Annotated in this window: 25 protein-coding genes and 1 pseudogene; 13 read left to right on the plus strand and 13 right to left on the minus strand. The window is 69.0% G+C overall.

All coding sequences use genetic code 11. From position 1 onward, the window contains the following. The first annotated feature begins 2 nt into the window (after positions 1–2). The 9 genes from ACFYWI_RS22670 to ACFYWI_RS22710 all read left to right on the plus strand — a co-directional run bounded on the left by ACFYWI_RS22670 (position 3) and on the right by ACFYWI_RS22710 (position 4,844). The gene (locus ACFYWI_RS22670) at positions 3–275 is read left to right on the plus strand and encodes a hypothetical protein (RefSeq protein ID WP_389235454.1); all 273 of its coding nucleotides are present in this window, start codon (positions 3–5) and stop codon (positions 273–275) included. Positions 276–355: 80 nt separating this feature from the next. Continuing rightward, entirely contained in the window at positions 356–889 is a 534-nt protein-coding gene (locus tag ACFYWI_RS22675) for a hypothetical protein (RefSeq protein ID WP_389235457.1), read from the plus strand. A 56-nt stretch (positions 890–945) separates the two neighbouring features. Then, the gene (locus tag ACFYWI_RS22680) at positions 946–1,938 is read left to right on the plus strand and encodes a hypothetical protein (protein ID WP_389235460.1); all 993 of its coding nucleotides are present in this window, start codon (positions 946–948) and stop codon (positions 1,936–1,938) included. Between the two features lie 39 nt (positions 1,939–1,977). After that, the gene (locus ACFYWI_RS22685) at positions 1,978–2,328 is read left to right on the plus strand and encodes a hypothetical protein (RefSeq protein WP_389235463.1); all 351 of its coding nucleotides are present in this window, start codon (positions 1,978–1,980) and stop codon (positions 2,326–2,328) included. Positions 2,329–2,355: 27 nt separating this feature from the next. Beyond that, a complete protein-coding gene (locus ACFYWI_RS22690; RefSeq protein WP_389235466.1) occupies positions 2,356–2,763 on the plus strand; it encodes a hypothetical protein in 408 nt (135 codons plus the stop codon). After that, on the plus strand, positions 2,753–3,106 hold the full coding sequence (locus ACFYWI_RS22695; RefSeq protein WP_389235469.1) for a hypothetical protein: 354 nt from the start codon (positions 2,753–2,755) through the stop codon (positions 3,104–3,106). Before ACFYWI_RS22690 ends, ACFYWI_RS22695 begins: the two co-directional genes overlap by 11 nt. Before the next feature lie 14 nt (positions 3,107–3,120). Continuing rightward, positions 3,121–3,444, plus strand: a complete 324-nt coding sequence (locus tag ACFYWI_RS22700) for a hypothetical protein (protein ID WP_389235472.1) — start codon at positions 3,121–3,123, stop codon at positions 3,442–3,444. A gap of 138 nt (positions 3,445–3,582) precedes the next feature. Then, entirely contained in the window at positions 3,583–3,996 is a 414-nt protein-coding gene (locus tag ACFYWI_RS22705) for a hypothetical protein (RefSeq protein WP_389235475.1), read from the plus strand. Between the two features lie 212 nt (positions 3,997–4,208). After that, positions 4,209–4,844 (plus strand): recombinase family protein, encoded by a 636-nt coding sequence (locus ACFYWI_RS22710; protein WP_389235478.1) that lies wholly within the window; start codon positions 4,209–4,211, stop codon positions 4,842–4,844. 56 nt (positions 4,845–4,900) lie between these two features. Here the strand turns inward: ACFYWI_RS22710 and ACFYWI_RS22715 are convergent, their stop codons facing one another. From ACFYWI_RS22715 to ACFYWI_RS22730, 4 genes are all read right to left on the minus strand, one after another. Further along, positions 4,901–5,461 (minus strand): DNA primase, encoded by a 561-nt coding sequence (locus ACFYWI_RS22715; RefSeq protein WP_389235481.1) that lies wholly within the window; start codon positions 5,459–5,461, stop codon positions 4,901–4,903. 210 nt (positions 5,462–5,671) lie between these two features. Beyond that, complete coding sequence (locus ACFYWI_RS22720; protein ID WP_389235484.1) at positions 5,672–6,028, minus strand: hypothetical protein; 357 nt, start codon at positions 6,026–6,028, stop codon at positions 5,672–5,674. A 5-nt stretch (positions 6,029–6,033) separates the two neighbouring features. Continuing rightward, positions 6,034–6,369, minus strand: a complete 336-nt coding sequence (locus ACFYWI_RS22725; RefSeq protein WP_389235487.1) for a GNAT family N-acetyltransferase — start codon at positions 6,367–6,369, stop codon at positions 6,034–6,036. Positions 6,370–6,449: 80 nt separating this feature from the next. Next, a complete protein-coding gene (locus tag ACFYWI_RS22730; RefSeq protein ID WP_389235490.1) occupies positions 6,450–6,800 on the minus strand; it encodes a DUF6233 domain-containing protein in 351 nt (116 codons plus the stop codon). Positions 6,801–6,845: 45 nt separating this feature from the next. On the opposite strand from ACFYWI_RS22730, the gene ACFYWI_RS22735 reads away from it, so the two are divergent. Continuing rightward, positions 6,846–7,043, plus strand: a complete 198-nt coding sequence (locus tag ACFYWI_RS22735; protein ID WP_389235493.1) for a hypothetical protein — start codon at positions 6,846–6,848, stop codon at positions 7,041–7,043. Between the two features lie 113 nt (positions 7,044–7,156). Here the strand turns inward: ACFYWI_RS22735 and ACFYWI_RS22740 are convergent, their stop codons facing one another. The 3 genes from ACFYWI_RS22740 to ACFYWI_RS22750 all read right to left on the minus strand — a co-directional run bounded on the left by ACFYWI_RS22740 (position 7,157) and on the right by ACFYWI_RS22750 (position 8,382). Continuing rightward, the gene (locus ACFYWI_RS22740; RefSeq protein ID WP_389235496.1) at positions 7,157–7,384 is read right to left on the minus strand and encodes a hypothetical protein; all 228 of its coding nucleotides are present in this window, start codon (positions 7,382–7,384) and stop codon (positions 7,157–7,159) included. A 14-nt stretch (positions 7,385–7,398) separates the two neighbouring features. After that, a complete protein-coding gene (locus ACFYWI_RS22745; protein ID WP_389235499.1) occupies positions 7,399–7,644 on the minus strand; it encodes a GntR family transcriptional regulator in 246 nt (81 codons plus the stop codon). Between the two features lie 495 nt (positions 7,645–8,139). Continuing rightward, entirely contained in the window at positions 8,140–8,382 is a 243-nt protein-coding gene (locus ACFYWI_RS22750) for a helix-turn-helix domain-containing protein (RefSeq protein WP_389235502.1), read from the minus strand. Between the two features lie 510 nt (positions 8,383–8,892). Here ACFYWI_RS22750 and ACFYWI_RS22755 point away from each other — a divergent pair. Then, positions 8,893–8,997: pseudogene (locus tag ACFYWI_RS22755) on the plus strand (acyl-CoA dehydrogenase family protein); the annotation flags it as partial. 84 nt (positions 8,998–9,081) lie between these two features. Here ACFYWI_RS22755 and ACFYWI_RS22760 read toward each other — a convergent pair. Beyond that, positions 9,082–9,570, minus strand: a complete 489-nt coding sequence (locus ACFYWI_RS22760; RefSeq protein WP_389235505.1) for a glutathione peroxidase — start codon at positions 9,568–9,570, stop codon at positions 9,082–9,084. Between the two features lie 92 nt (positions 9,571–9,662). On the opposite strand from ACFYWI_RS22760, the gene ACFYWI_RS22765 reads away from it, so the two are divergent. Further along, positions 9,663–10,067 (plus strand): hypothetical protein, encoded by a 405-nt coding sequence (locus tag ACFYWI_RS22765; RefSeq protein WP_389235507.1) that lies wholly within the window; start codon positions 9,663–9,665, stop codon positions 10,065–10,067. A gap of 17 nt (positions 10,068–10,084) precedes the next feature. Here the strand turns inward: ACFYWI_RS22765 and ACFYWI_RS22770 are convergent, their stop codons facing one another. Both ACFYWI_RS22770 and ACFYWI_RS22775 read right to left on the minus strand, forming a co-directional pair. Further along, entirely contained in the window at positions 10,085–10,957 is an 873-nt protein-coding gene (locus ACFYWI_RS22770) for an acyl-CoA thioesterase (RefSeq protein WP_389235510.1), read from the minus strand. Between the two features lie 13 nt (positions 10,958–10,970). Continuing rightward, positions 10,971–13,484 carry a DEAD/DEAH box helicase gene (locus ACFYWI_RS22775; protein ID WP_389235513.1) on the minus strand — a complete coding sequence of 838 codons (2,514 nt, stop codon included), beginning with the start codon at positions 13,482–13,484 and terminating at the stop codon, positions 10,971–10,973. Between the two features lie 123 nt (positions 13,485–13,607). Between ACFYWI_RS22775 and ACFYWI_RS22780 the strand changes: the two genes are divergently transcribed. Then, a complete protein-coding gene (locus ACFYWI_RS22780; RefSeq protein ID WP_389235516.1) occupies positions 13,608–14,399 on the plus strand; it encodes a metal-dependent hydrolase in 792 nt (263 codons plus the stop codon). Between the two features lie 58 nt (positions 14,400–14,457). Here ACFYWI_RS22780 and ACFYWI_RS22785 read toward each other — a convergent pair whose 3' ends face one another. From ACFYWI_RS22785 to ACFYWI_RS22795, 3 genes are read right to left on the minus strand one after another with little or no spacing between them, the layout of a single operon-like run. Further along, entirely contained in the window at positions 14,458–15,624 is a 1,167-nt protein-coding gene (locus ACFYWI_RS22785) for a hypothetical protein (protein ID WP_389235519.1), read from the minus strand. Beyond that, the gene (locus ACFYWI_RS22790; protein ID WP_389235522.1) at positions 15,617–17,398 is read right to left on the minus strand and encodes an ABC transporter ATP-binding protein; all 1,782 of its coding nucleotides are present in this window, start codon (positions 17,396–17,398) and stop codon (positions 15,617–15,619) included. The genes ACFYWI_RS22785 and ACFYWI_RS22790 overlap by 8 nt, the downstream gene beginning before the upstream one ends. Beyond that, positions 17,395–19,203 (minus strand): ABC transporter transmembrane domain-containing protein, encoded by a 1,809-nt coding sequence (locus ACFYWI_RS22795; protein ID WP_389235525.1) that lies wholly within the window; start codon positions 19,201–19,203, stop codon positions 17,395–17,397. The genes ACFYWI_RS22790 and ACFYWI_RS22795 overlap by 4 nt, the downstream gene beginning before the upstream one ends. Positions 19,204–19,380: the final 177 nt, after the last annotated feature.

Consider the following 19,380-nt stretch of genomic DNA (forward strand, 5'->3'; position numbering starts at 1 on the left):
CCATGGCACTCACTCCGCCGGACGACGGCGTCGCTTCCTACTACGCGCCGCTGACGCTGTACTGGTTCGCTGACGATCTGTTTTCGTCGTCGCTGGCGATCCCGTGGGACATGGCAGAGGTGCTGTCCGATGCCGATCTGGCGGCCATCGTCGACGTCGTCGACAATGCGCTGAAAGCCGCTCACCCGACGCTGCGAATCAGCCGGCACAAGACGTGGACGCCGCAAGCCCCCAGCTCGTTTGACCAGGTCACGGTGCAGGAGGCGAGCGGCTGATGGCAACAGACGACTACGGGCAGAGCATCGCGATCCCCGCCCTGACGGACGCGCCGAATATCGGGACCATCGGCACGGCGATGAACGAGATCGTCGCCCAGAGCGTCATGCGGTTCACCTCGGCTTCGACCCGCAACGCGACCGTCCTGTCACCGGTGGCGGGCATGCAAGCGTTCCTCGAGACCGAGAAGCTCATGACCATGTACGACGGCACCGCGTGGGTCGTCATGGCCGCCGGCGCTTCCGCGTGGACCACCATCAGCCTGGCAGCCGGGTTCTCTCACGACGGCAATTCGAACGGGACCTGCCAGTACAGGGTGATCAACTTTTACGGCGAGTTGAGTGTCCAGCTGCGCGGCGGACTCGGCATCACCTACACCGGCGGCGGCGGCGCCATCGCCAACACCGGAATTTTCACCAACTCGGCCCTGCCGACCTCTGCCCGCCCCTCCTCGCTGCGGACCATTGCCGCCGCCTGCTCGGCCGCATCGTCCACCGTGAACTCGCTGAAGGTGGACGCGCAGACCGGCGGCCATCTGTTGGCAGTCGGCACCAATACGACGACGGACAAGCCGCCGTGGATGAGCTTGAACGGCGTCATGTACAGCCTCTGACCTCAACCAACTCCGGCCCACCAGGGCCTTTTTTCATGCCCTGAATGGGGGACCGCATGGCCAAGACAGGCCCGCAGCGCTACCCGGGAGCGTCGACCGCGTACTGGTGGCAGACGAAGTACGGCGGCTCCGCAATGGAGTCGAACGTCGGCGTCGTCCACACCACCGAGGGCCGGACTGTCCCCTCTTACGGCAGCGGCGCGTCGGCCCCCAACTTCACCGCGCTGCCCGACATCCCGAACCGGCGCCTGCGCTGGTACCAGCATTTCGACTTCGACGTCTCGAGCCGCGCCCTGGTCAATCGCAGCGGCGGTGTCGACACGAACACCGCGAACGCAGTGCAGATCGAGCTCGTCGGCACCTGCGACGAACGCCACGCCACCAGCTGGGACGGCAAGCGCGCCGGCGTCGACTACATCTTCTGGCCCGACGCCCCCGACTGGGCACTGGCCGAGCTCGCCAAGTTCGTGAAGTGGGCGCACGACGAGCACAACGTGGCGCTGCGCTCGACCGTCACGTGGAAGCCCTACAACAAGGGCCAGGTCGGCGGATCCTACGGCGCCAACGGGGTCCGCCTGTCGGGCTCCCAGTGGAACGCCTACTACGGCTGGCTCGGCCACCAGCACGTACCCGAGAACGACCACGGCGACCCGGGCGACATCGACTTCGCCCGCGTCCTCGCCCACGCCACCGGCATCAAGCCCAGCCCGCAGGAGGAAGACGTGCCGCTCACCGATGCCGAGATCGAGAAGATCGCACGGAAGGTACTCGCACTCGACGCCATCACCGCGCCGCCCGACGCCCCCGACGTCAAGACCAACCCCACGTGGCGCCTCGACTCGTACACCAAGGACACCAACGCCCGCGTCCGCGCCGTCGAGAAGCGCCTCGACGTCATGGCCACCGTGAACAAGCAGCTCGTCGACACGGTCGCCAAACTCGCCGCCGATGTCGGCGACCTCGACCCTGCCGCGATCGTCGCCGAACTGACTGCCGCGATCGAGTCGGTGGACATCCGTCTCGACGTCGCCGACACCTCGACTTCCTGACCCTGCCCTGGGCCAGGCCACGCAGAAACGGATCCCCTCATGAAGACCATCTTCGGGCGCGAGCCTGCGCTCGTCATCGCCACGATCAGCGCCGCCCTGTCGCTGCTGGTCACCTTCAACGTCGGCCTCAGCGGCGAGCAGGCCGGTGCCCTCGTCGCCGTGCTGTCCGCCGTGTTCGCCGCTGTCACTGCGGCCATGACCCGGCCGATCGCCCCCAGCGCGTTCACCGGTCTCGTCGCCGCAGCGGTCGCTCTCCTCGCTGCCTACGGGTTCGAGGTTGGGCCTGAGACCGTCGGCGCCCTCAACGCCGTAGTCCTCGCCGTCCTCGGACTCCTCACCCGCGGGCAGGTCTCCCCGACGCCGGCCAAGTCCTCGCTCTCTGGGGTCTGAGTGCGGTGCCGTCTGCTGCGGCGGCTGATGCGCATGCTTGGCCGCCGCGGCGCGATCCTCTCCTGTTACGGCGTCGTCTGGCTGCTCATCGGCTGGGGGCAGCTCGTACAGCCGCAGCCGGAACAGCGTGGCCTGGCGCTGCTGCTGTCGTGGGCGCCGCTGCAGGTGTGGGCGTGGGGCTGGATCGCTGCCGGGCTGATTGCCCTGGTGTGCGCGTGGCTGCCGCAGGGGCGGGACGCTCCCGGCTTCTGCGCTCTCGTCGTCATCGTGGTGCCGTGGATGGCGTCGTACCTCGCCTCGTGGCTGCTGGGGGGGTACCCGCGGGGATGGGCTGCGGCTGCGGTGTGGGCGGCCATCACCGTCCCGATCATGGTGGTGCTGGGGTGGCAGGAGCCGCCCCGCCGAAAGAGCGCGGAGCCTCCCTATGAATCCTGAGACCTGGGCGTCGGTCGGCGTATCCGTCGCTACCGCGGGCGCGGGCGTGTGGGCGGCTCGCTCTGCACGGCGCACACCGAAGCAGGAGCGCCGCGACGATTTCGTCGCCATCACGGAGCAGCAGGGCAAGGCGATCGAACGCCTCGAGCGCCGCGTCCAGCTGCGTGAGGCGGAGGCTGAGACGCAGCGGCAGCGGATCGCCGATCAGGACGAGGCGATCGGCTGGCTCGTCGGCCGGGTCCGTGGCCTGGTGCTGCATATCCGGCGGGCTGGGCTGGAGCCGCCTACTGCTGAGCCGTTGTCGGAGAGGGCCCGCCAGTACATCCACCACATCGACGCGTGAGAACTGGAGTGCGAATGGCGGACGAGAAGCTGCCGCGGGAGCGCCCGGTGCAGCGCCGGGTGGATCACGGGGGTGCGGATGCCGACACCCTCGTCGACATGGGCGCTGCCGAACCTCAACCGGAGCCGGCCCCGCCCACACGACCAGGCCCACCGGAGGAACCACCGGGGCAGGCCGAGAACATGGTGCTTCTGGATGCGGCGCTCACCGAGGCCGGGGTGGAGAAGACCGGCGCCGACACAGCCGCCGTCCGCAGCCTCGCCACCCTCGACACGGCGACCGTGCAGACCGTCGCCCGCTGGGTCAAGCGCGGCAAGAAAGACAACGGTACGAAGTGACCCCCGAGGGACGAAGCCCCCTCCCGCCAACCGGCGGGAGGGGGTCTGTTGCGTCAGGTAACCATTGCGTCACACAGGGGACGTGCCTGCCCGCGCAGCCCGATGATGCCCAGACGGACCCGCACCCCTGGGAGACCCATGCACACCCGCACCGCGATCGCCACCGTTGCCCTGCTCGTCGCCGCTCTCGCCGGATGCTCCAGCGGAGCAGAAACCGACGCCAAGCCCGTCGCCAAGAAGTCGCCCAGCCTCAGCCCGGAGCAGCAGTTCCTCGGCGCGGTGCACGACCGCAACTTCGAGAGCTGGCGCGAGAAGGGCCCCATGGACGTCGAGATCCGCCAGTACCCGCCCAAGTGGTGCGCCGAATTCGAGAAGGGGCACAGCGTCGACCACACGCTCGGGCTGGACGGCGCGCACCTGTACCCGATCGGAATGGAGTGGGGCACGCTGGAGGCAGACGCCCACGAGGTGGTCGTGCTCGGAGTGAAGTACTACTGCCCCGAGTTGCTGGACCAGGTGACCAACGACCTGCGACAGTCAGGCGACTACTGAGCCGGACGCACAGGCCCCCTCCCGTCAACCGGCGGGAGGGGGCTCTTCGTTGTGTCCGGGAAGCCACCTGTCCAACAATCGATCGGTTGTTGGCTAGTTGGACAGGCCACGCTCGAAACGGACATAGTCACCCGTCCACTTGTCCAAAAAGGATGTACAGAAAGTCTCGATGTCCACTAACCCACCACCACCCTTTTGTGGACAATGGACCCATGCAGACCGACACCCCTGACCTCCTCGCCCCGGTCGGCGGCGGAGGTGCCCTCATCGGGTACGCCCGCGTCAGCACAAAGGGCCAGAACCTCGACCGGCAGATCGCCGCCCTCAAGGCAGCCGGATGCGAACGAATCTTCTCCGACAAGAAGTCCGGCAAGAACGCCGAACGCGAAGAGCTCAAGTACGCGCTCGACTATCTGCGCCCCAACGACACCCTCGTCGTCCCCTCACTCGACCGACTCGGCCGCTCCATCCAGGACCTCATCACCATCGCGGGCGGGCTCCGCAAGGACGGCATCGGTTTCCGCTCCCTACATGAAGCGCTCGACACCACGACCCCTGGCGGCCGACTCGTCTTCCACGTCTTCGCCGCCCTCGCCGAGTTCATCCGCGAGCTCATCATCCAAGGCACCCATGAGGGTCTCGCCGCAGCCCGAGCTCGAGGGCAGAGGCTTGGCAGGCCTCCGGCCATGACGGAGGAGCAGATCCTCCATGCACGGTCCATGCTGGCGAACCCGGAGGCATCGATCGCCTCGATCGCCAAGCTGCTCGGCATCTCCCGCACCACGCTCTACAAGTACGTGCCCGAACTCAAGGCGGGACACCGGCCCGCTGTCAGCGCCGCGCAGTAGCGTGGCGCCTGAGCCCCTGCTGCACGTCCCCCGTCGGCAGGGGCTCTGTCGTGCCGCTAGGCGCAAGGCACTGGCAGTAGCCGGGCGCCAGCGTTCCTCAGCACGGTCACATCAAGCTCCCACTCGTACTTGCTCCGCTGCGCCCATAGCTTCGTGGCTGCCTTGAGGTGCTTGTCGAACTCCCTGTTGGACCACCCATTGATGGCCTTCGCGTGTTCCTTGGCGCGGAGGAAGTACTGCTCACCGGCGAGGCTGGCGCGCCCGATGTGTGTGACCTCGTCGCAGAGGATGCACAGGCAGACCAGCCTCTCCAGGCGCTGGATCCGTCGGCCTCGCACCTTCTTGTACGAGTACCGCTCATGGGCGTGAAGGCGCGGGGCGACGCCGGCCGCAGCCAGGGACTCCCTCGTGTTGCCGCAGATCTCGCAAGCGTCCCCGGCCCGTTCGTAGACCATCCTGCGGATACGCACCCACTCGTACTGCGTGGCAAGGACCGTGCGGCCGGCGCTTCCCCAGCAGGTCGAGGGGACCAGGTCCACGTACAGTGCGCTGCCGCCCAGCGACCTGTCCTCACCGTCGATGACGTGAGGAACGGGTGGCCTGGTGATCCGAGGCATCTTCCGAGTCTAGGTACGCCCGCCCGGCGGAGTGGGCCTTCTTCGTGCACGCGTCTATGCCTGGGGCATGTGCGGGTGCATGCTGTGCGCATCTGGTGGTCCCGCACCCCCGTCGGGACTGCCACCCCTTGCCCCGCCCGGACTGGCAGGCCGGGCGGGGCGCGCTCCCTCCCGGCTCCCCACGGGAGGGCAGGCGCATGTGCGGGCGCGTCAGCGCTTGTCGAGCCACTTGCGGACGGCCATGCGGTCGACGTTGGCGCGGCGGGCGAACCCAGACTCGCTCTCGCCAGCTCGGGCTTGCATGATGGCCAGCTGCCGGAGGCCGGCCAGGGCGCACGCCTCGGCGGCTTTGGCTGCGGCCCGCTCTGTGGCGAGTTGCTCGACCACGTTGTGCTCGCCGATGAGAATTCGGTAGGCAGCGGATAGGGCGGCGTCGCGCTCGGGCTTGTCGTCCGGGTCGGGGTACCGCTCGGCGATCTCGTCGGCGTGGTCAAGGAGTTCGGTGATCTGCTCGTCGCTCAGGCCGTGGTCGTCGCCTAGCCAGGCTTCGAGTTCGTAGCTCTGCATGTGGGTCAGTCCTCCTGAGAGTCGCAGGCGTAGCAGTCGCAGGCGTAAGGGGCGACGCTCTCGCCGCCGACGGCCTCGGCGAAGGCGTTGCCTTCGGGTGAGCGGTGGGCGGCCGGTGCGTGGAAGACGTCCATCTGGTCGGTGGCGGTCTCGTACAGGGCGCGGGCGTGGCCCTCGCCGCGGTGGTCTTCGGCGACCCAGATGTTCATGATCTCGTTGCGCGCGGTGGATACGTACAGTTCGGCGATGAGGGTGCCGTCGCTGTCGTGGGTCTCCCAGATGTGGTTGCTGCTGCCGTCGCCGTAGTAGTCACCGGTCCGGTTGGTGATCGTCAGCAGCATGGTGGTCCCCTCCGGGTGCGACCCTCGCCCCTTCTGTAGACCACTCTACAGATGACCTGTAGACCTGTCTACAGGTCAGGCTAGTCGAGGATGCCGAGCGCCGTGTCGGGCCGGCAGATCCCGCACGCCTCGATGTCCGGCTCCGCCAGGGCGATCAGCGCCTCATCACGGTCCAGCCAGCCCATCGGATTCTTGTACATGTGGCAGCCGCCGCGGTGCAGGATCGCGAACGCCGCATCGGCTTTGGCGCGGGACGGTTCGATCTTCCACGACGATTCCTCCCGTGCGGCCCGCTCCTGCTTGTGCCGGCGTTCCTCCTCGGCCTCGAGCTGCTTGATGGCAGCCCGGGTGCGCTCGAGCTGGTGCGCCTGGTACTGCTCCACGATGCGCAGCTTGTCGAGGCGGGAGACGTTGGGCAGCGGGTCGGACACATGTTCGAGTCTACGGCTGTCGGTCCGGACTGCCATGCTGGGGGCATGCCCGAGCCTGACCAGCAGCGCTACTGCCTCGCCCTCACCATCGACGGCCAGCCCGCGATGCACGGCTGGTGGGAGAACCGGGAGACTGCGGACCGCAAGTTCCGGAGCTGGATCGGTGAGTACGGCAGCGTCACCGGGGCACGCATCACCCTCACCGACCAGGTGGGCGATCGAGAGCTGGCGGCCTGGCCGTAGCCCCGCCGTTGTCGGTGCCCGCCCGTAGCATGGCCCTATCAATCCACCGAGCAAGTGCGGTGGTTGCTTCTGGCCCCGTCGCCCCTGATGCAAGGCGACGGGGCTTGCTGCTGTCAGCCCTCGGCCGGCTGCCGGACGGCCGCCTTGAGCGCCTGCTCGACCTCGTACCGGTTCAGCCCGGTCGCCGCCGCGTGCGCTGTGACCGCGGCCTGTACCGCTGCCGCCGCGTCCTGCCACGGCCGCCACGCCCTCGGGGAGTAGCCCGCCCCCGTCGCCTGGTCGCGCGCCGCATCGGCAGCGCGCTGCAGCTCGAGGAGTTCGTCAGTCAGTTCGATCGCCACGGCGGAAGACTACGTCAGCCGGCGCTGCCCTCGGCCGGGCGCACCACGAACGTCCCCTTGTTCGGCAGCGTCACGACCAGGCCCCGGTCCCGCAGCTCCCGGACTACCCGCCGCACCGTGCCCGGCGCCACCCCGTACTGGACACCCATGTCGCGTTCATTCGGAAGCCTCGCCCCGTGAGGCAGTCGACCAGTGCGGATCTCCGCCTCCACAGTGTCGGCGACCCGCATGTACACGTACTCGATGGGCTCGGAGCTCATGGCCGGAACGTATGGCGACCCGGTGCGCCGAGCGTCCGCAGGTGGCCGCATGGTGCACTATGGGGCGGCATGTAGCGGTAGTCTCTGAGCAGCATAAACCCCCGCGGCCGTGTCACCGGCCCGGGGCTCGGACGCTGCTACGACGGAGCATCGCCATGACAAATCCTACCGACGCCACCCCGCCAGGCCAGGGCACACGCATGACCGCCGGCCAGCTGTGCTGCTGCTGCGACAGACCCATCCGGGCGGACGGCGTCCTCGTCCCCCAGTTCTCTGCGTCCGGCGCACGACCCGACAACTGGCGGCACCGCACCTGCAGCGGACAGCGGCGGCGCTGAGCTGCGACTTCTTGCCTCAGAGACAAGAATCTGGCCGACTGCTGCTGACTGGCCACACAGTTGATCACATGTTGGTCTCGGCTTAGGAAACCACGTTGCCAAAGGGTTGCCACCGGTAAGGCCAGTGAGTGAACGTTAACGCTCCTAGCCGGCCCGCTCACCTGAGGAGATCTGCCACATGGATGCCGAGAGCGCGGGCGATTCGCAGCAGCCAGCTGATGCGGGTGTCCGTGGCGCCGGACTCGATGTTCTGGAGGGTGAGCCGCTTTACCCCGGACAGCTCAGCCAGCCCTTCCTGGGTGAGGTTGGCGTACTCGCGGGCCAGGCGTACCCGGACTCCGATACGTCTTCGCTCCTCAGTGATCCACGGCGGGACGGGTTCGCTGGGTACTCCTGGCACTCGACAAACAGTCGGCGCCCGACGATCATGAGTCAGCCTATGCAGGCATGCTTTTTACGATCTTGATCCGGGGTATGGGAGCTGGCACAAGTCATAGTGGCCGGATCTGGTCACCAGGCCGAGCAGCTCTGCGATGTCCTGGCATGGGTCGCAGGGCTCGCAGCAGCGTGCGGCGATCGAACGTATGTTCACTCGAACGAGTGAACAACCTCCTGGCTCTTGCATCCGTTAGGCATAGGGAGCGGTCTACCCCCAAGACGCGCCGGGGTCAGTCCAAGAATGGCCCGTTCGTTGGCGACCCTTGGCGCACGGCGAGCCCCCCTCCGAATCGCGGAGGGGGGCTCGCGCTCATTCTTCACCGTGGCGCCCGGTCGCGGCCCACCAATCCCTGGGAGATTTCTGGGAGATGATCTCCCGCCTTCATACCGGAGGAACGCGGATCAGTCCGGGGAAACGCCGAACGAAAAGCGCTCAACCACGGACTTTGCCGGGGGTGCGGGCCCTTGAACAGAGCGCATGCACCGCGACGCGGCGATCTACACGATCTTCGAAGGCACCAGCGAGATCCAGCGCCTGGTGATCGCCCGGACCCTTTCGGGCATGCCGATCCGCTGACGTTCCTGATGTGACGTCGGCTCCGCTCCCCGCACGGGGAACGGAGCCGACATCGCAGTGCGCCACAGACGCTTTCACCAGGGCTCAGGCCGACAGCAGCGCCTCGATCGCGGCAACGACCTCCGGGGCCTCGGGCTCCGTGCGCGGGCGGATCCGGGCAACGACCGTACCGTCCCCGCCGATCAGGAACTTCTCGAAGTTCCACTGGATGTCCCCGGCTTCGCCGTCGGCATCTGCGACCTTCGTCAGCTCTGTGTACAGCGGGTGCCGGCCGTCGCCGTTCACATCCGTCTTCTCCAGCATCGGGAACGTCACCCCGTACGTCGCCGAGCAGAACGACTGGATCTCATCCGCGTCGCCCGGCTCCTGGCCCGCGAACTGGTTGCAGGGCACGCCGAGGACGGTGAAGCCCCGGTCGCCGTACTCCTTCTGCAGCCGCTCCAGACCCGCGTACTGCGGTGTAAGACCGCACCGGGACGCGACATTGACCAGCAGGACCGCCTGGTCCCGGTACTCGGCCAGGGACGTCGCCTCGCCCGTCAGAGTGCGCAGCGGGATGTCATAAAGGGACATCAAGGACTCCTTCATACCTGTGTTTATACGGTTCTTATTCTTCGTGTAGCGTGCGCGCGTTCGATCAGCATGCAACCCCGAGGAAGACTCCCATGGCCGTGCCGACGCCCCCCGATGCCACGCAGGACCCGCAGCAGACCCCGCAGGGCGGGCCCATACCCGGCGACGCCCCCGCGCCCGCCAAGCCGAGCAAGCTCAAGAAGTTCCTCGGTGTCGTTGCCCTGATCGTCGTCGCCGTCGTGGTGAAGCTCGGCGTCGGCTACGTCTTCGACTCCCCGGTGCGCGCCGAGGCCGGAGACTGCGTCAAGGTCACCGGGCCCGACAACGCCCCCGATGTCGAGACGAAGAAGTGCGACGACAAGGAGGCCAACTACAAGGTCGTCAAGGTCGTCGAGAACACCTTCGACGTCAACTCCTGCACGGTCGGCGAGGCCGCGCTCGCGCAGGAGTGGGACGCCGAGAAGTTCGTCCTCTGCCTCGACCCGGTCAAGAAGTAGCGCACGCCGGGCCACGGTCACTCGCCCAGCCTGCGGAACAACCCCTCCTGCACCACCGAGACGAGCAACCGGCCGTGCCGGTCGTAGATCCGGCCGCGTGCCAGTCCCCGGCCGCCTGTGGCGACCGGGGACTCCTGGTCGTACAGAAACCATTCGTCCGCGCGGAACGGCCGATGGAACCACATCGCGTGGTCCAGCGAGGCCATGTCGAAGCCCCGAGGCCCCCACAGCGGCTCCACCGGGATACGGACCGCGTCCAGCAGCGTCATGTCGCTCGCGTACGTCAGCGCGCAGGTGTGCACCAAGGGGTCGTCGCCCAGCGGGCCCACGGCGCGCATCCACACAGCGCTGCGCGGATCCGCCTCCTTGACCTCCTCCTCGGTCCAGCGGAGCCGGTCGACATAGCGGATGTCGAAGGGCTGGCGGCGGGCCATCCGCTCCAGCGCCTCAGGCAGCGCGCCCAGATGGTCGCGGATCTCGTCGGTGACGCTCGGCAGCGTCTCCGGCTCCGGGAACTCCAGCCGCGGCGGCAGCTGGTGCTCGAAGCCTGCCTCCTCGGGCCGGTGGAAGGACGCCGTCAGATTGAAGATCGTCCGGCCCTCCTGCACCGCGGTGACCCGGCGGGTGGTGAACGACCGGCCGTCCCGCACCCGTTCGACCTGGTAGACGATCGGCACTCCGGGGCGTCCCGGCCGCAGGAAATAGGCGTGCAGCGAGTGCACCGGGCGCTCGCCGTCGGTGGTCCGCCCGGCAGCGACCAGCGCCTGGCCGGCCACCTGCCCGCCGAAGACCCGTTGCAGCGACTCGTTGGGGCTGAGCCCGCGGAAGATGTTGACCTCGATCTGCTCCAGGTCGAGCAGATCGACGAGCCGTTCGGCGGGGTTGGTCATCGACACTGTCCTCTCACAGCTGCCCGACGGACGTGACGCGCACGACGGCCCGGCCTTCCTCGTCGGAGGCCGCGAGATCGACCTCCGCGCTGATTCCCCAGTCATGGTCGCCGTTCGGGTCGGCAAAGGTCTGGCGCACCCGCCACAGCCCGTGTGCCGGATCCTCCTCGATCGCGAGCAGCTTCGGGCCGCGGGCGTCGGGGCCGGTGCCCAGGTCGTCGTACTCGTCCCAGTACGCGTCCAGTGCCTCGCCCCACGCCCGCTCGTCCCACCCGGACTCGCCGTCCAGCTCGCCCAGCGCGGCGACGTGGTCGAGAGCGGCCAGCTCCACCCGCCGGAACATCGCGTTGCGTACCAGCACCCGGAACGCACGGGCGTTCGCCGTGACCGGCTTGACCTGGTCGGCCTTCTCCTGCGCCTCCTCGGCGGTCTCCACCTCGGGGTTGGCGAGCTGCTCCCACTCGTCCAGCAGGCTGGAGTCGACCTGGCGGACCATCTCGCCCAGCCAGGCGATCAGATCCTCGAGGTCCTCGGTCTTCAGGTCGTCCGGGATGGTGTGGTCGAGCGCCTTGTACGCGCTCGCGAGATAGCGCAGCACGATGCCCTCGGTGCGGGCCAGCTCGTAGTGGGAGGTGAACTCCGTGAAGGACAGCGCCCGTTCGTACATGTCACGGACGACCGACTTCGGCGACACCGGATGGTCGCCGACCCACGGGTGCGATTTCCGGTAGAGGTTGTACCCGTGCCACAGCAGCTCCTCGAGCGGCTTGGGGTACGAGACCTCCTGCAGCCGCTCCATCCGCTCCTCGTACTCGACGCCGTCCGCCTTCATCGCGCCCACGGCCTCGCCACGGGCCTTGTTCTGCTGGGCGGCGAGGATCTGGCGCGGATCGTCCAGGGTGGACTCCACGACCGAGACCATGTCCAGGGCGTACGACGGGGACTCCGGGTCCAGCAGTTCGAAGGCGGCCAGCGCGAACGTGGACAGCGGCTGGTTGAGAGCGAAGTCCTGCTGGAGGTCCACGGTGAGCCGGATGGTGCGGCCCTCGGCGTCTGGCGTCTCCAGCTGCTCCACGACCCCGCCGTCCAGCAGCGAGCGGTAGATGGCGATGGCCCGGCGGATGTGGCGCAGCTGGTTCTTGCGCGGCTCGTGGTTGTCCTCGAGCAGTTTGCGCATCGCGTCGAACGCGTTGCCCGGTCGCGCGATCACCGACAGCAGCATGATGTTGGTGACCTTGAACCGGGAGGTGAGGGGCTCCGGCTCGGAGGCGATCAGCTTCTCGAAGGTGTTCTCGGTCCAGCCTACGAAGCCTTCCGGGGCCTTCTTGCGGACCACCTTGCGGCGCTTCTTGGGGTCGTCGCCGGCCTTCGCGAGCGCCTTCTCGTTGTCGATGACATGCTCGGGCGCCTGGGCGACGACGAATCCCGCGGTGTCGAAGCCGGCCCGCCCGGCCCGGCCCGCGATCTGGTGGAACTCACGGGCGCGCAGCGTACGCACCCGGCTGCCGTCGTACTTGGTGAGCGCGGTGAACAGCACCGTGCGGATGGGGACGTTGACGCCGACGCCGAGGGTGTCGGTGCCGCAGATGACCTTCAGCAGACCGGCCTGGGCGAGTTTCTCCACCAGCCGCCGGTACTTGGGCAGCATGCCCGCGTGATGGACGCCGATGCCGTGGCGCACGTACCGGGAGAGGTTCTTGCCGAACTTGGTGGTGAACCGGAAGTTCCCTATCAGCTCGGCGATCTTGTCCTTCTCCTCGCGCGAGCACATGTTGATGCTCATCAGCGACTGCGCCCGTTCGACGGCCTGCGCCTGCGTGAAGTGCACGATGTAGACCGGTGCCTGCTTGGTCTCCAGAAGCTCGGTCAGCGTCTCGGTGATCGGAGTGAGCTGGTACTCGTACGACAGCGGCACCGGGCGGCTCACCGAGCGCACCACCGAGGTCGGCCGGCCCGTACGGCGGGTGAGATCGGCCTCGAACCGGGAGACGTCGCCGAGCGTCGCCGACATCAGGATGAACTGCGCCTGCGGCAGCTCGAGGAGGGGGATCTGCCAGGCCCAGCCGCGGTCCGCCTCCGCGTAGAAGTGGAACTCGTCCATCACGACCTGGCCGATGTCAGCGGCCTTGCCGTCCCGCAGCGCGATGGAGGCGAGCACCTCGGCAGTGCAGCAGATCACCGGAGCGTCGGCGTTCACGGAGGCGTCGCCGGTCAGCATGCCGACGTTCTCCGTGCCGAACAGCTTGCACAGGTCGAAGAACTTCTCCGACACCAGCGCCTTGATCGGCGCGGTGTAGAAGGTCACCTGGTCATTGGCCAGCGCCGTGAAGTGCGCACCTGCGGCGACCAGGCTCTTTCCCGAGCCGGTGGGGGTGGAAAGGATCACGTTGGCACCGGATACCACCTCGATCAGCGCCTCCTCCTGAGCCGGGTAGAGCGTGATGCCCTGGCCTTCGGCCCACGAGGAGAAGGCTTCGAAGAGGGCATCGGGGTCGGCGTCGGGCGGCAGCTGATCGATAAGGGTCACGCCCCCCATCTTGCCTGGCTTCTCCCCGGATGAGGGAACCGGCCGTCGTCGGCAAGATCACGGGCGGTACCCTGCCCTGTCAACTGGGCTTCACCACAACTGCAACGGGGCGGGGACACGCACATGATGGGACCGGCGCACTCTCTGTCGGGGGCGGCTGCCTGGCTGGGGGTGGGCGCGGCGACCGCTGCCGCCGGTCATCCGATGCCGTGGCCGGTCCTCGTCGTCGGAGCGCTGATCTGCGCGGGCGCGGCGCTGGCGCCGGACCTCGACCACAAGGCAGCGACGATCTCGCGAGCCTTCGGTCCGGTGTCACGGGGGCTGTGCGAGATCGTCGACAAGCTGTCGTACGCCGTCTACAAGGCGACAAAGAAACCCGGCGACAAGCGCAGGACCGGAGGCCACCGCACCCTCACGCACACCTGGCTCTGGGCGGTGCTGATCGGTGGGGGCGCCTCCGCGCTCGCGATCCTCGGCGGCCGGTGGGCGGTCCTCGCGATCCTGTTCGTCCACCTGGTGCTCGCGGTCGAGGGCCTGCTGTGGCGTGCCGCCCGCGTCTCGAGCGACGTCCTGGTCTGGCTCCTCGGGGCGACGAGCGCATGGATCCTGGCGGGAGTCCTGGACAAGCCGGGCAACGGGGCGGACTGGCTGTTCACGGCCCCTGGCCAGGAGTACCTGTGGCTCGGCCTCCCGATCGTGCTCGGCGCCCTGGTCCATGACATCGGCGACGCCCTGACGGTCTCGGGCTGCCCGATCCTGTGGCCGATTCCGGTGGGCCGCAAGCGCTGGTACCCGATCGGGCCGCCGAAGGCGATGCGCTTCCGGGCGGGCAGCTGGGTGGAGCTGAAGGTCCTGATGCCGGCGTTCATGCTGCTCGGGGGAGTGGGCGGAGCGGCGGCGCTGAACTTCATCTGAAGGGGCTCGCGCTGCCCCGGGCCCGGGCACCGCGGTGCGCGCCCGGGCCGTATGGCTCTCAGGACAGTGACCAGTGGTGCACCCGCGAGCCCTGCCGGGTGAGCCAGGTGCCGTCCCCGAGCGGTCGTACCACCGGGGGGACCGGGCCCTGCGGATACCGCAGGCGCCCCAGCGGCAGCAGCGAGTCCGCGTCGCACAGCCAGTGCACGCTCTCCCAGCGCGACGAGTCCCCGAGAAGGCGGCTGCTCTCGAGGATCACACGCGTGGCGTCCAGGGGATGGAGATCGGCGTATTGCACGCTGTCCGGGGCGATCAGCAGCTTTCCGTGGTCGACATGGGCAAGCCGCTCGGAGGTCAGCGTGTCGTAGGACGCGAGCGCGTTCACGTCGTCGTCCAGGGCGAAGCCCTCGGCGCGCCGCACCGTGAGCAGCCGGGAGGATCCGGGAACGAATGCCGCTGCCTCACCCATCGTCATGCCGCCGAGGCGGTGCAGCGCATTGCGGCGTACCTCGAACCAGTGCGTGGTCCAGCTGTGCCACAGTCCCCAGCAGGACACGGCGAGCAAGGCACCGTCGGGATGCCACAGCAGCCTGCTGTCGACCGACTCGACGGCCACCGCCAGCCGCTGGAGCACCTCACCGGACGTCGTGTCCAGAAGCAGCAGGACGTCCGAGGAGGACGGGCTCGGCTGCGGGCCGTCATGGACGAACGACACCGGCGCGGACGGCTCGGACCGCTCGGTGACGGGCATCGACACCACCACGGCGACCAGCGAACCGTCCGGGCTCACCGAAGGCGTCCCCCGCACCCGGAACCACTCGGCTCCCACGGGGCGGAGCTCGTCCGTGAGCTGCCAGTGCCTGCTCCCGTCGGCAGCCACGGACCACACTGTGGTCCCGTCCGTCACCACGAAGCTGCCGTCCGGTACGGGCCACGCCGACGGGGACGGCAGTGTCAGCGACGACAGGGGCTGCGACCGCCCCAGGAGGAAGACCTCGCCCCGGAGGAGGCTCTCGCGCTCATGGACCTCGAGCCTCCATGTCCCCCCGGGGGTGACGGGTGTCCGGCTCAGGAGAACGCGCCCTCCGGGCAGCGGTTCCATGTACCCCCGCGACGCCCTGGTTCTGGCGAGGAGCCTGACGTCGATGTGGCGTTCCCCCGCCTCCGTCAGGTCCGGAACCGCCCCCCGGCCGGCCGTCGTTTCCCCGTCGTACGGGCTATCCATGCCAGGACCTCCACAGGGCCGCATACGCCCCGTCCGAAGCCACCAGGTCGGTGTGACAGCCCAGTTCACTGATCCGCCCGTTCTCGACGACCGCGATCACATCGGCGTCGTGGGCGGTGTGCAGCCGGTGGGCGATCGCCACGACCGTACGGCCGTCCAGGACGCGGGCCAGGGACCGCTCCAGATGCCGGGCCGCGCGCGGGTCCAGCAAGGACGTCGCCTCGTCCAGGACCAGGGTGTGCGGGTCCGCGAGAACCAGCCGGGCCAGGGCCATCTGCTGGGCCTGCGCCGGGGTCAGCGAGAGGCCGCCCGAGCCGACCTCGGTGTCCAGGCCGTCGTCGAGTCCACGCGACCAGACGTCCGCGTCGACCGCCCCGAGCGCGGCCCACAGCTCCACGTCGGTCGCACCGGTACGGGCCAGGCGCAGGTTGTCGCGCAGTGAACCCACGAAGACGTGGTGCTCCTGGTTGACCAGCGCGACATGCTCGCGCACACGCTCCGCGGGCATTCTGGACAGCTCGGCGGCGCCGAGCGTGACGCGGCCCGCCCGCGGGGCGTAGATCCCCGCGAGCAACCGGCCCAGCGTCGACTTGCCCGCGCCTGAGGGGCCGACCAGCGCGATCCGGGTGCCCGGCGGGACGTCCAGGGACACCTGGTGGAGCACGTCCACGCCCTCGCGGTACCCGAAATGCACCTCGTCCGCGCGGACATCGCGGCCGTCCGGCACGATGTCCGCCTCGCCGGCGGCCGGTTCGATGTCGCGTACGCCGGTGAGCCGGGCGATCGAGACCTGGGCGACCTGGAGCTCGTCGTACCAGCGCAGGATCAGGTTGACCGGGTCGACCAGCATCTGGGCGAGCAAAGCGCCCGTGGTGAGCTGCCCGACAGTGATCCAGTCCTGAAGGACGAAGCCACCGCCGATCAGCAAAACCGAGCACAGGATCGTCACATGGGTCACGTTGACGACGGGGAAGAGCACCGACCGCAGGTAGAGCGTGTACCGCTCCCAGGCCGTCCATTCCCTGATCCGCTGCTCGGACAGCCTTACCCGGCGTCCGCCGAGGCGGTGTGCCTCGACGGTCCGCCCGGCGTCCACGGTCTCCGCCAGCACGGCGGCGACCGCCGCATACCCGGCCGCCTCCGAACGGTAGGCCGACGGCGCCCGCCTGAAGTACCAGCGGCAGCCGAGCACCAGCACCGGAACGGCGACGAGCACGGCGAGCGCCAGCGGCGGCGCGGTCACCGTGAGAGCGCCGATCAGCAGAGCCGCCCACACCACGCCGATCGCCAACTGGGGCACGGCCTCGCGCATCGCATTGGCCAGCCGGTCGATGTCGGTGGTGATCCGGGAGAGCAGATCGCCTGTCCCGGCCCGCTCAAGGACACCCGGCGGCAGCCCGACGGACCGCACGAGGAAGTCCTCGCGCAGGTCGGCCAGCATCTCCTCGCCGAGCATCGCGCCGCGCAGCCGTACCAGCCGTACGAACACGGTCTGGACGACCAGAGCGAGCGCGAACAGAGCGGCGGTGCGCTCCAGATGGAGCTCGCGCGCCCCGTCCGCGAGATCCTCGACGAGGCCGCCCAGCAGATAGGGGCCGACCATCGAGGCGAACACCGCGACCGCGTTGACGGACACCAGCAGCACGAAGGCCGTGCGGTGCCGCCGCAACAGTTCGCGGACGTACGCCCGCACGGTCGCCGGCGTCCCGACGGGCAGGGTCGCCGCCGTCTCCGGGGCCGCCGGGTCGTACTGCGGTGGTGACACGCCGATCACGCCGACTCCTCGATCTCTTCCCGTACTTCCAGCTCGTCGATGGCATCGCGGACGTCGAGGTGTTCCTCCTCGGTCTCGCGGGTGACGACCGCCCTGTAGTCGGTGTTGCCGTGCAGAAGCTCGCGGTGCAAGCCGACCGCGGCGACCTTGCCGTCGTGTACGAACACCACCCTGTCCGCGCGGTCGAGCAGCAGCGGTGAGGAGGCGAACACGACGGTGGTGCGGCCGATCCGCAGCCCCTTCACCGACTCGGAGATCCGCGCCTCCGTGTGCGAGTCCACGGCGGACGTGGGCTCGTCCAGAACGAGCACCTCGGGGTCGGTGACCAGCGATCGGGCCAGTGCGAGCCGCTGGCGCTGGCCGCCGGACAGCGAGCGGCCGCGCTCGGTGATCCGCGTGCCCATCGGGTCGCCGTCGGCGTCCACGGACGCCTGCGCCAAAGCGTCCAGCACATCGCCGCACTGGGCGGCGAGCAGGGCCGCCTCGGCGGAGACCTTCCCGGAGGCGGGGACATCGAGCAGCTCCCGCAGTGTGCCGGAGAGGAGCACCGGGTCCTTGTCCTGTACGAGGACGGCGGCACGCGCCCCGTCCAGCGCGAGCTCGTCAAGCGGCACCCCGCCGAGCAGTACCGACGCCGTTGCCCCGGCGCCGGAAGCCGGGTGCCCGCCGAGCCGTTCGGCCAGCCGTCCCGCCGCGTCCGGATCGCCGCACACCACGGCCGTGAACAGGCCGGCGGGAGCGAGGACGCCGGTGGCGGGGTCGTACAGATCCCCGCTCGGACGGCCGTACTCCATGCCCGGGGGTTCCGTCGTGCGGCGCAGCGCCAGCACCCGCGCAGCCCGCTTCGCGGAGGGCCGCGAGAAGGAGTACGCCATGGCGATCTCCTCGAAGTGCCGCAGTGGATACATCAGCAGCGTCACGGCGCTGAAGACGGTCACCAGCTCGCCGACATCGATCCGTCCGCTTCGGGCGAGCCCTGCCCCGTACCAGACCACCGTGATCAGCAGCAGGCCGGGCAGCAGCACCTGGACCGCCGAGATCAGCGACCACATGCGGGCGCTGCGGACCGCTGCCCTGCGCACCTCCTGCGAGGCCTGGCGGTAACGGCCGAGGAACAGCTCCTCGCCGCCGATGCCGCGCAGGACCCGCAGGCCGGCGACGGTGTCGGCGGCCAGCTCGGTGGCCTTGCCGGCCTTCTCGCGCTGGATGTCGGCGCGCCGGGTGGCGCGGGGGAGCAGCGGCAGTACGGCCAGCGCAAGCACAGGGACGCCGGCGGCGACCACCACACCCAGTGCCGGGACGTACAGGACCAGGCCGACGCAGACCAGGACCACCGTGATGGCGGCCGCGGCGAAACGTGAGACCCCCTCCACGAACCAGCCGATCTTCTCCACGTCGCCCGTGGAGACGGCGACCACTTCGCCGGCAGCGACCCGCCGGGTCAGCGCCGCGCCCAGCTCCGCGGCCTTGCGCGCCAGCAGCTGTTGGACGCGGGCCGCGGCAGTGATCCAGTTGGTGACGGCGGTGCGGTGGAGCATCGTGTCGCCCACCGTGATCGCCGTGCCGCACAGGACGATCAGCGCACCGGAGCGGGCGAGTGCGCCCCCGGAACGGTCCACGACCGCCTGCACGGCCTGGCCGACGCCCAGGGGCAGCCCTGCCACACCGCAGAAGTGCAGCAGGCCCCAGGCCAGTGAAATCAGCTGTCCCCCCAGCTGATTACGCCCGAGCCAGAGCAGGAACCGCGGTCCGGAACGGGCATCGGGCACACCAGGGTCGGGATACGGGAGATCGCGAATCTGCATGGCGTCCCAAGGTTCGAAAGGGGTGGCGCAAACCGTGCAAGGCTCGCCTTTCGCAGCTTCGTCCCGCAATCGATTTTTGTGCAGCGGGCACAGAACACGCCAAGATCGAAAGCTGACCGTGGCGCTCGGAGCCGGTCGCACGGCTCATGCGGACCGAGTCGGTCGAAGTGTCGTCCC

This window comes from Streptomyces sp. NPDC002889 (assembly GCF_042888425.1).
In the GTDB taxonomy this organism is placed as follows: domain Bacteria; phylum Actinomycetota; class Actinomycetes; order Streptomycetales; family Streptomycetaceae; genus Streptomyces.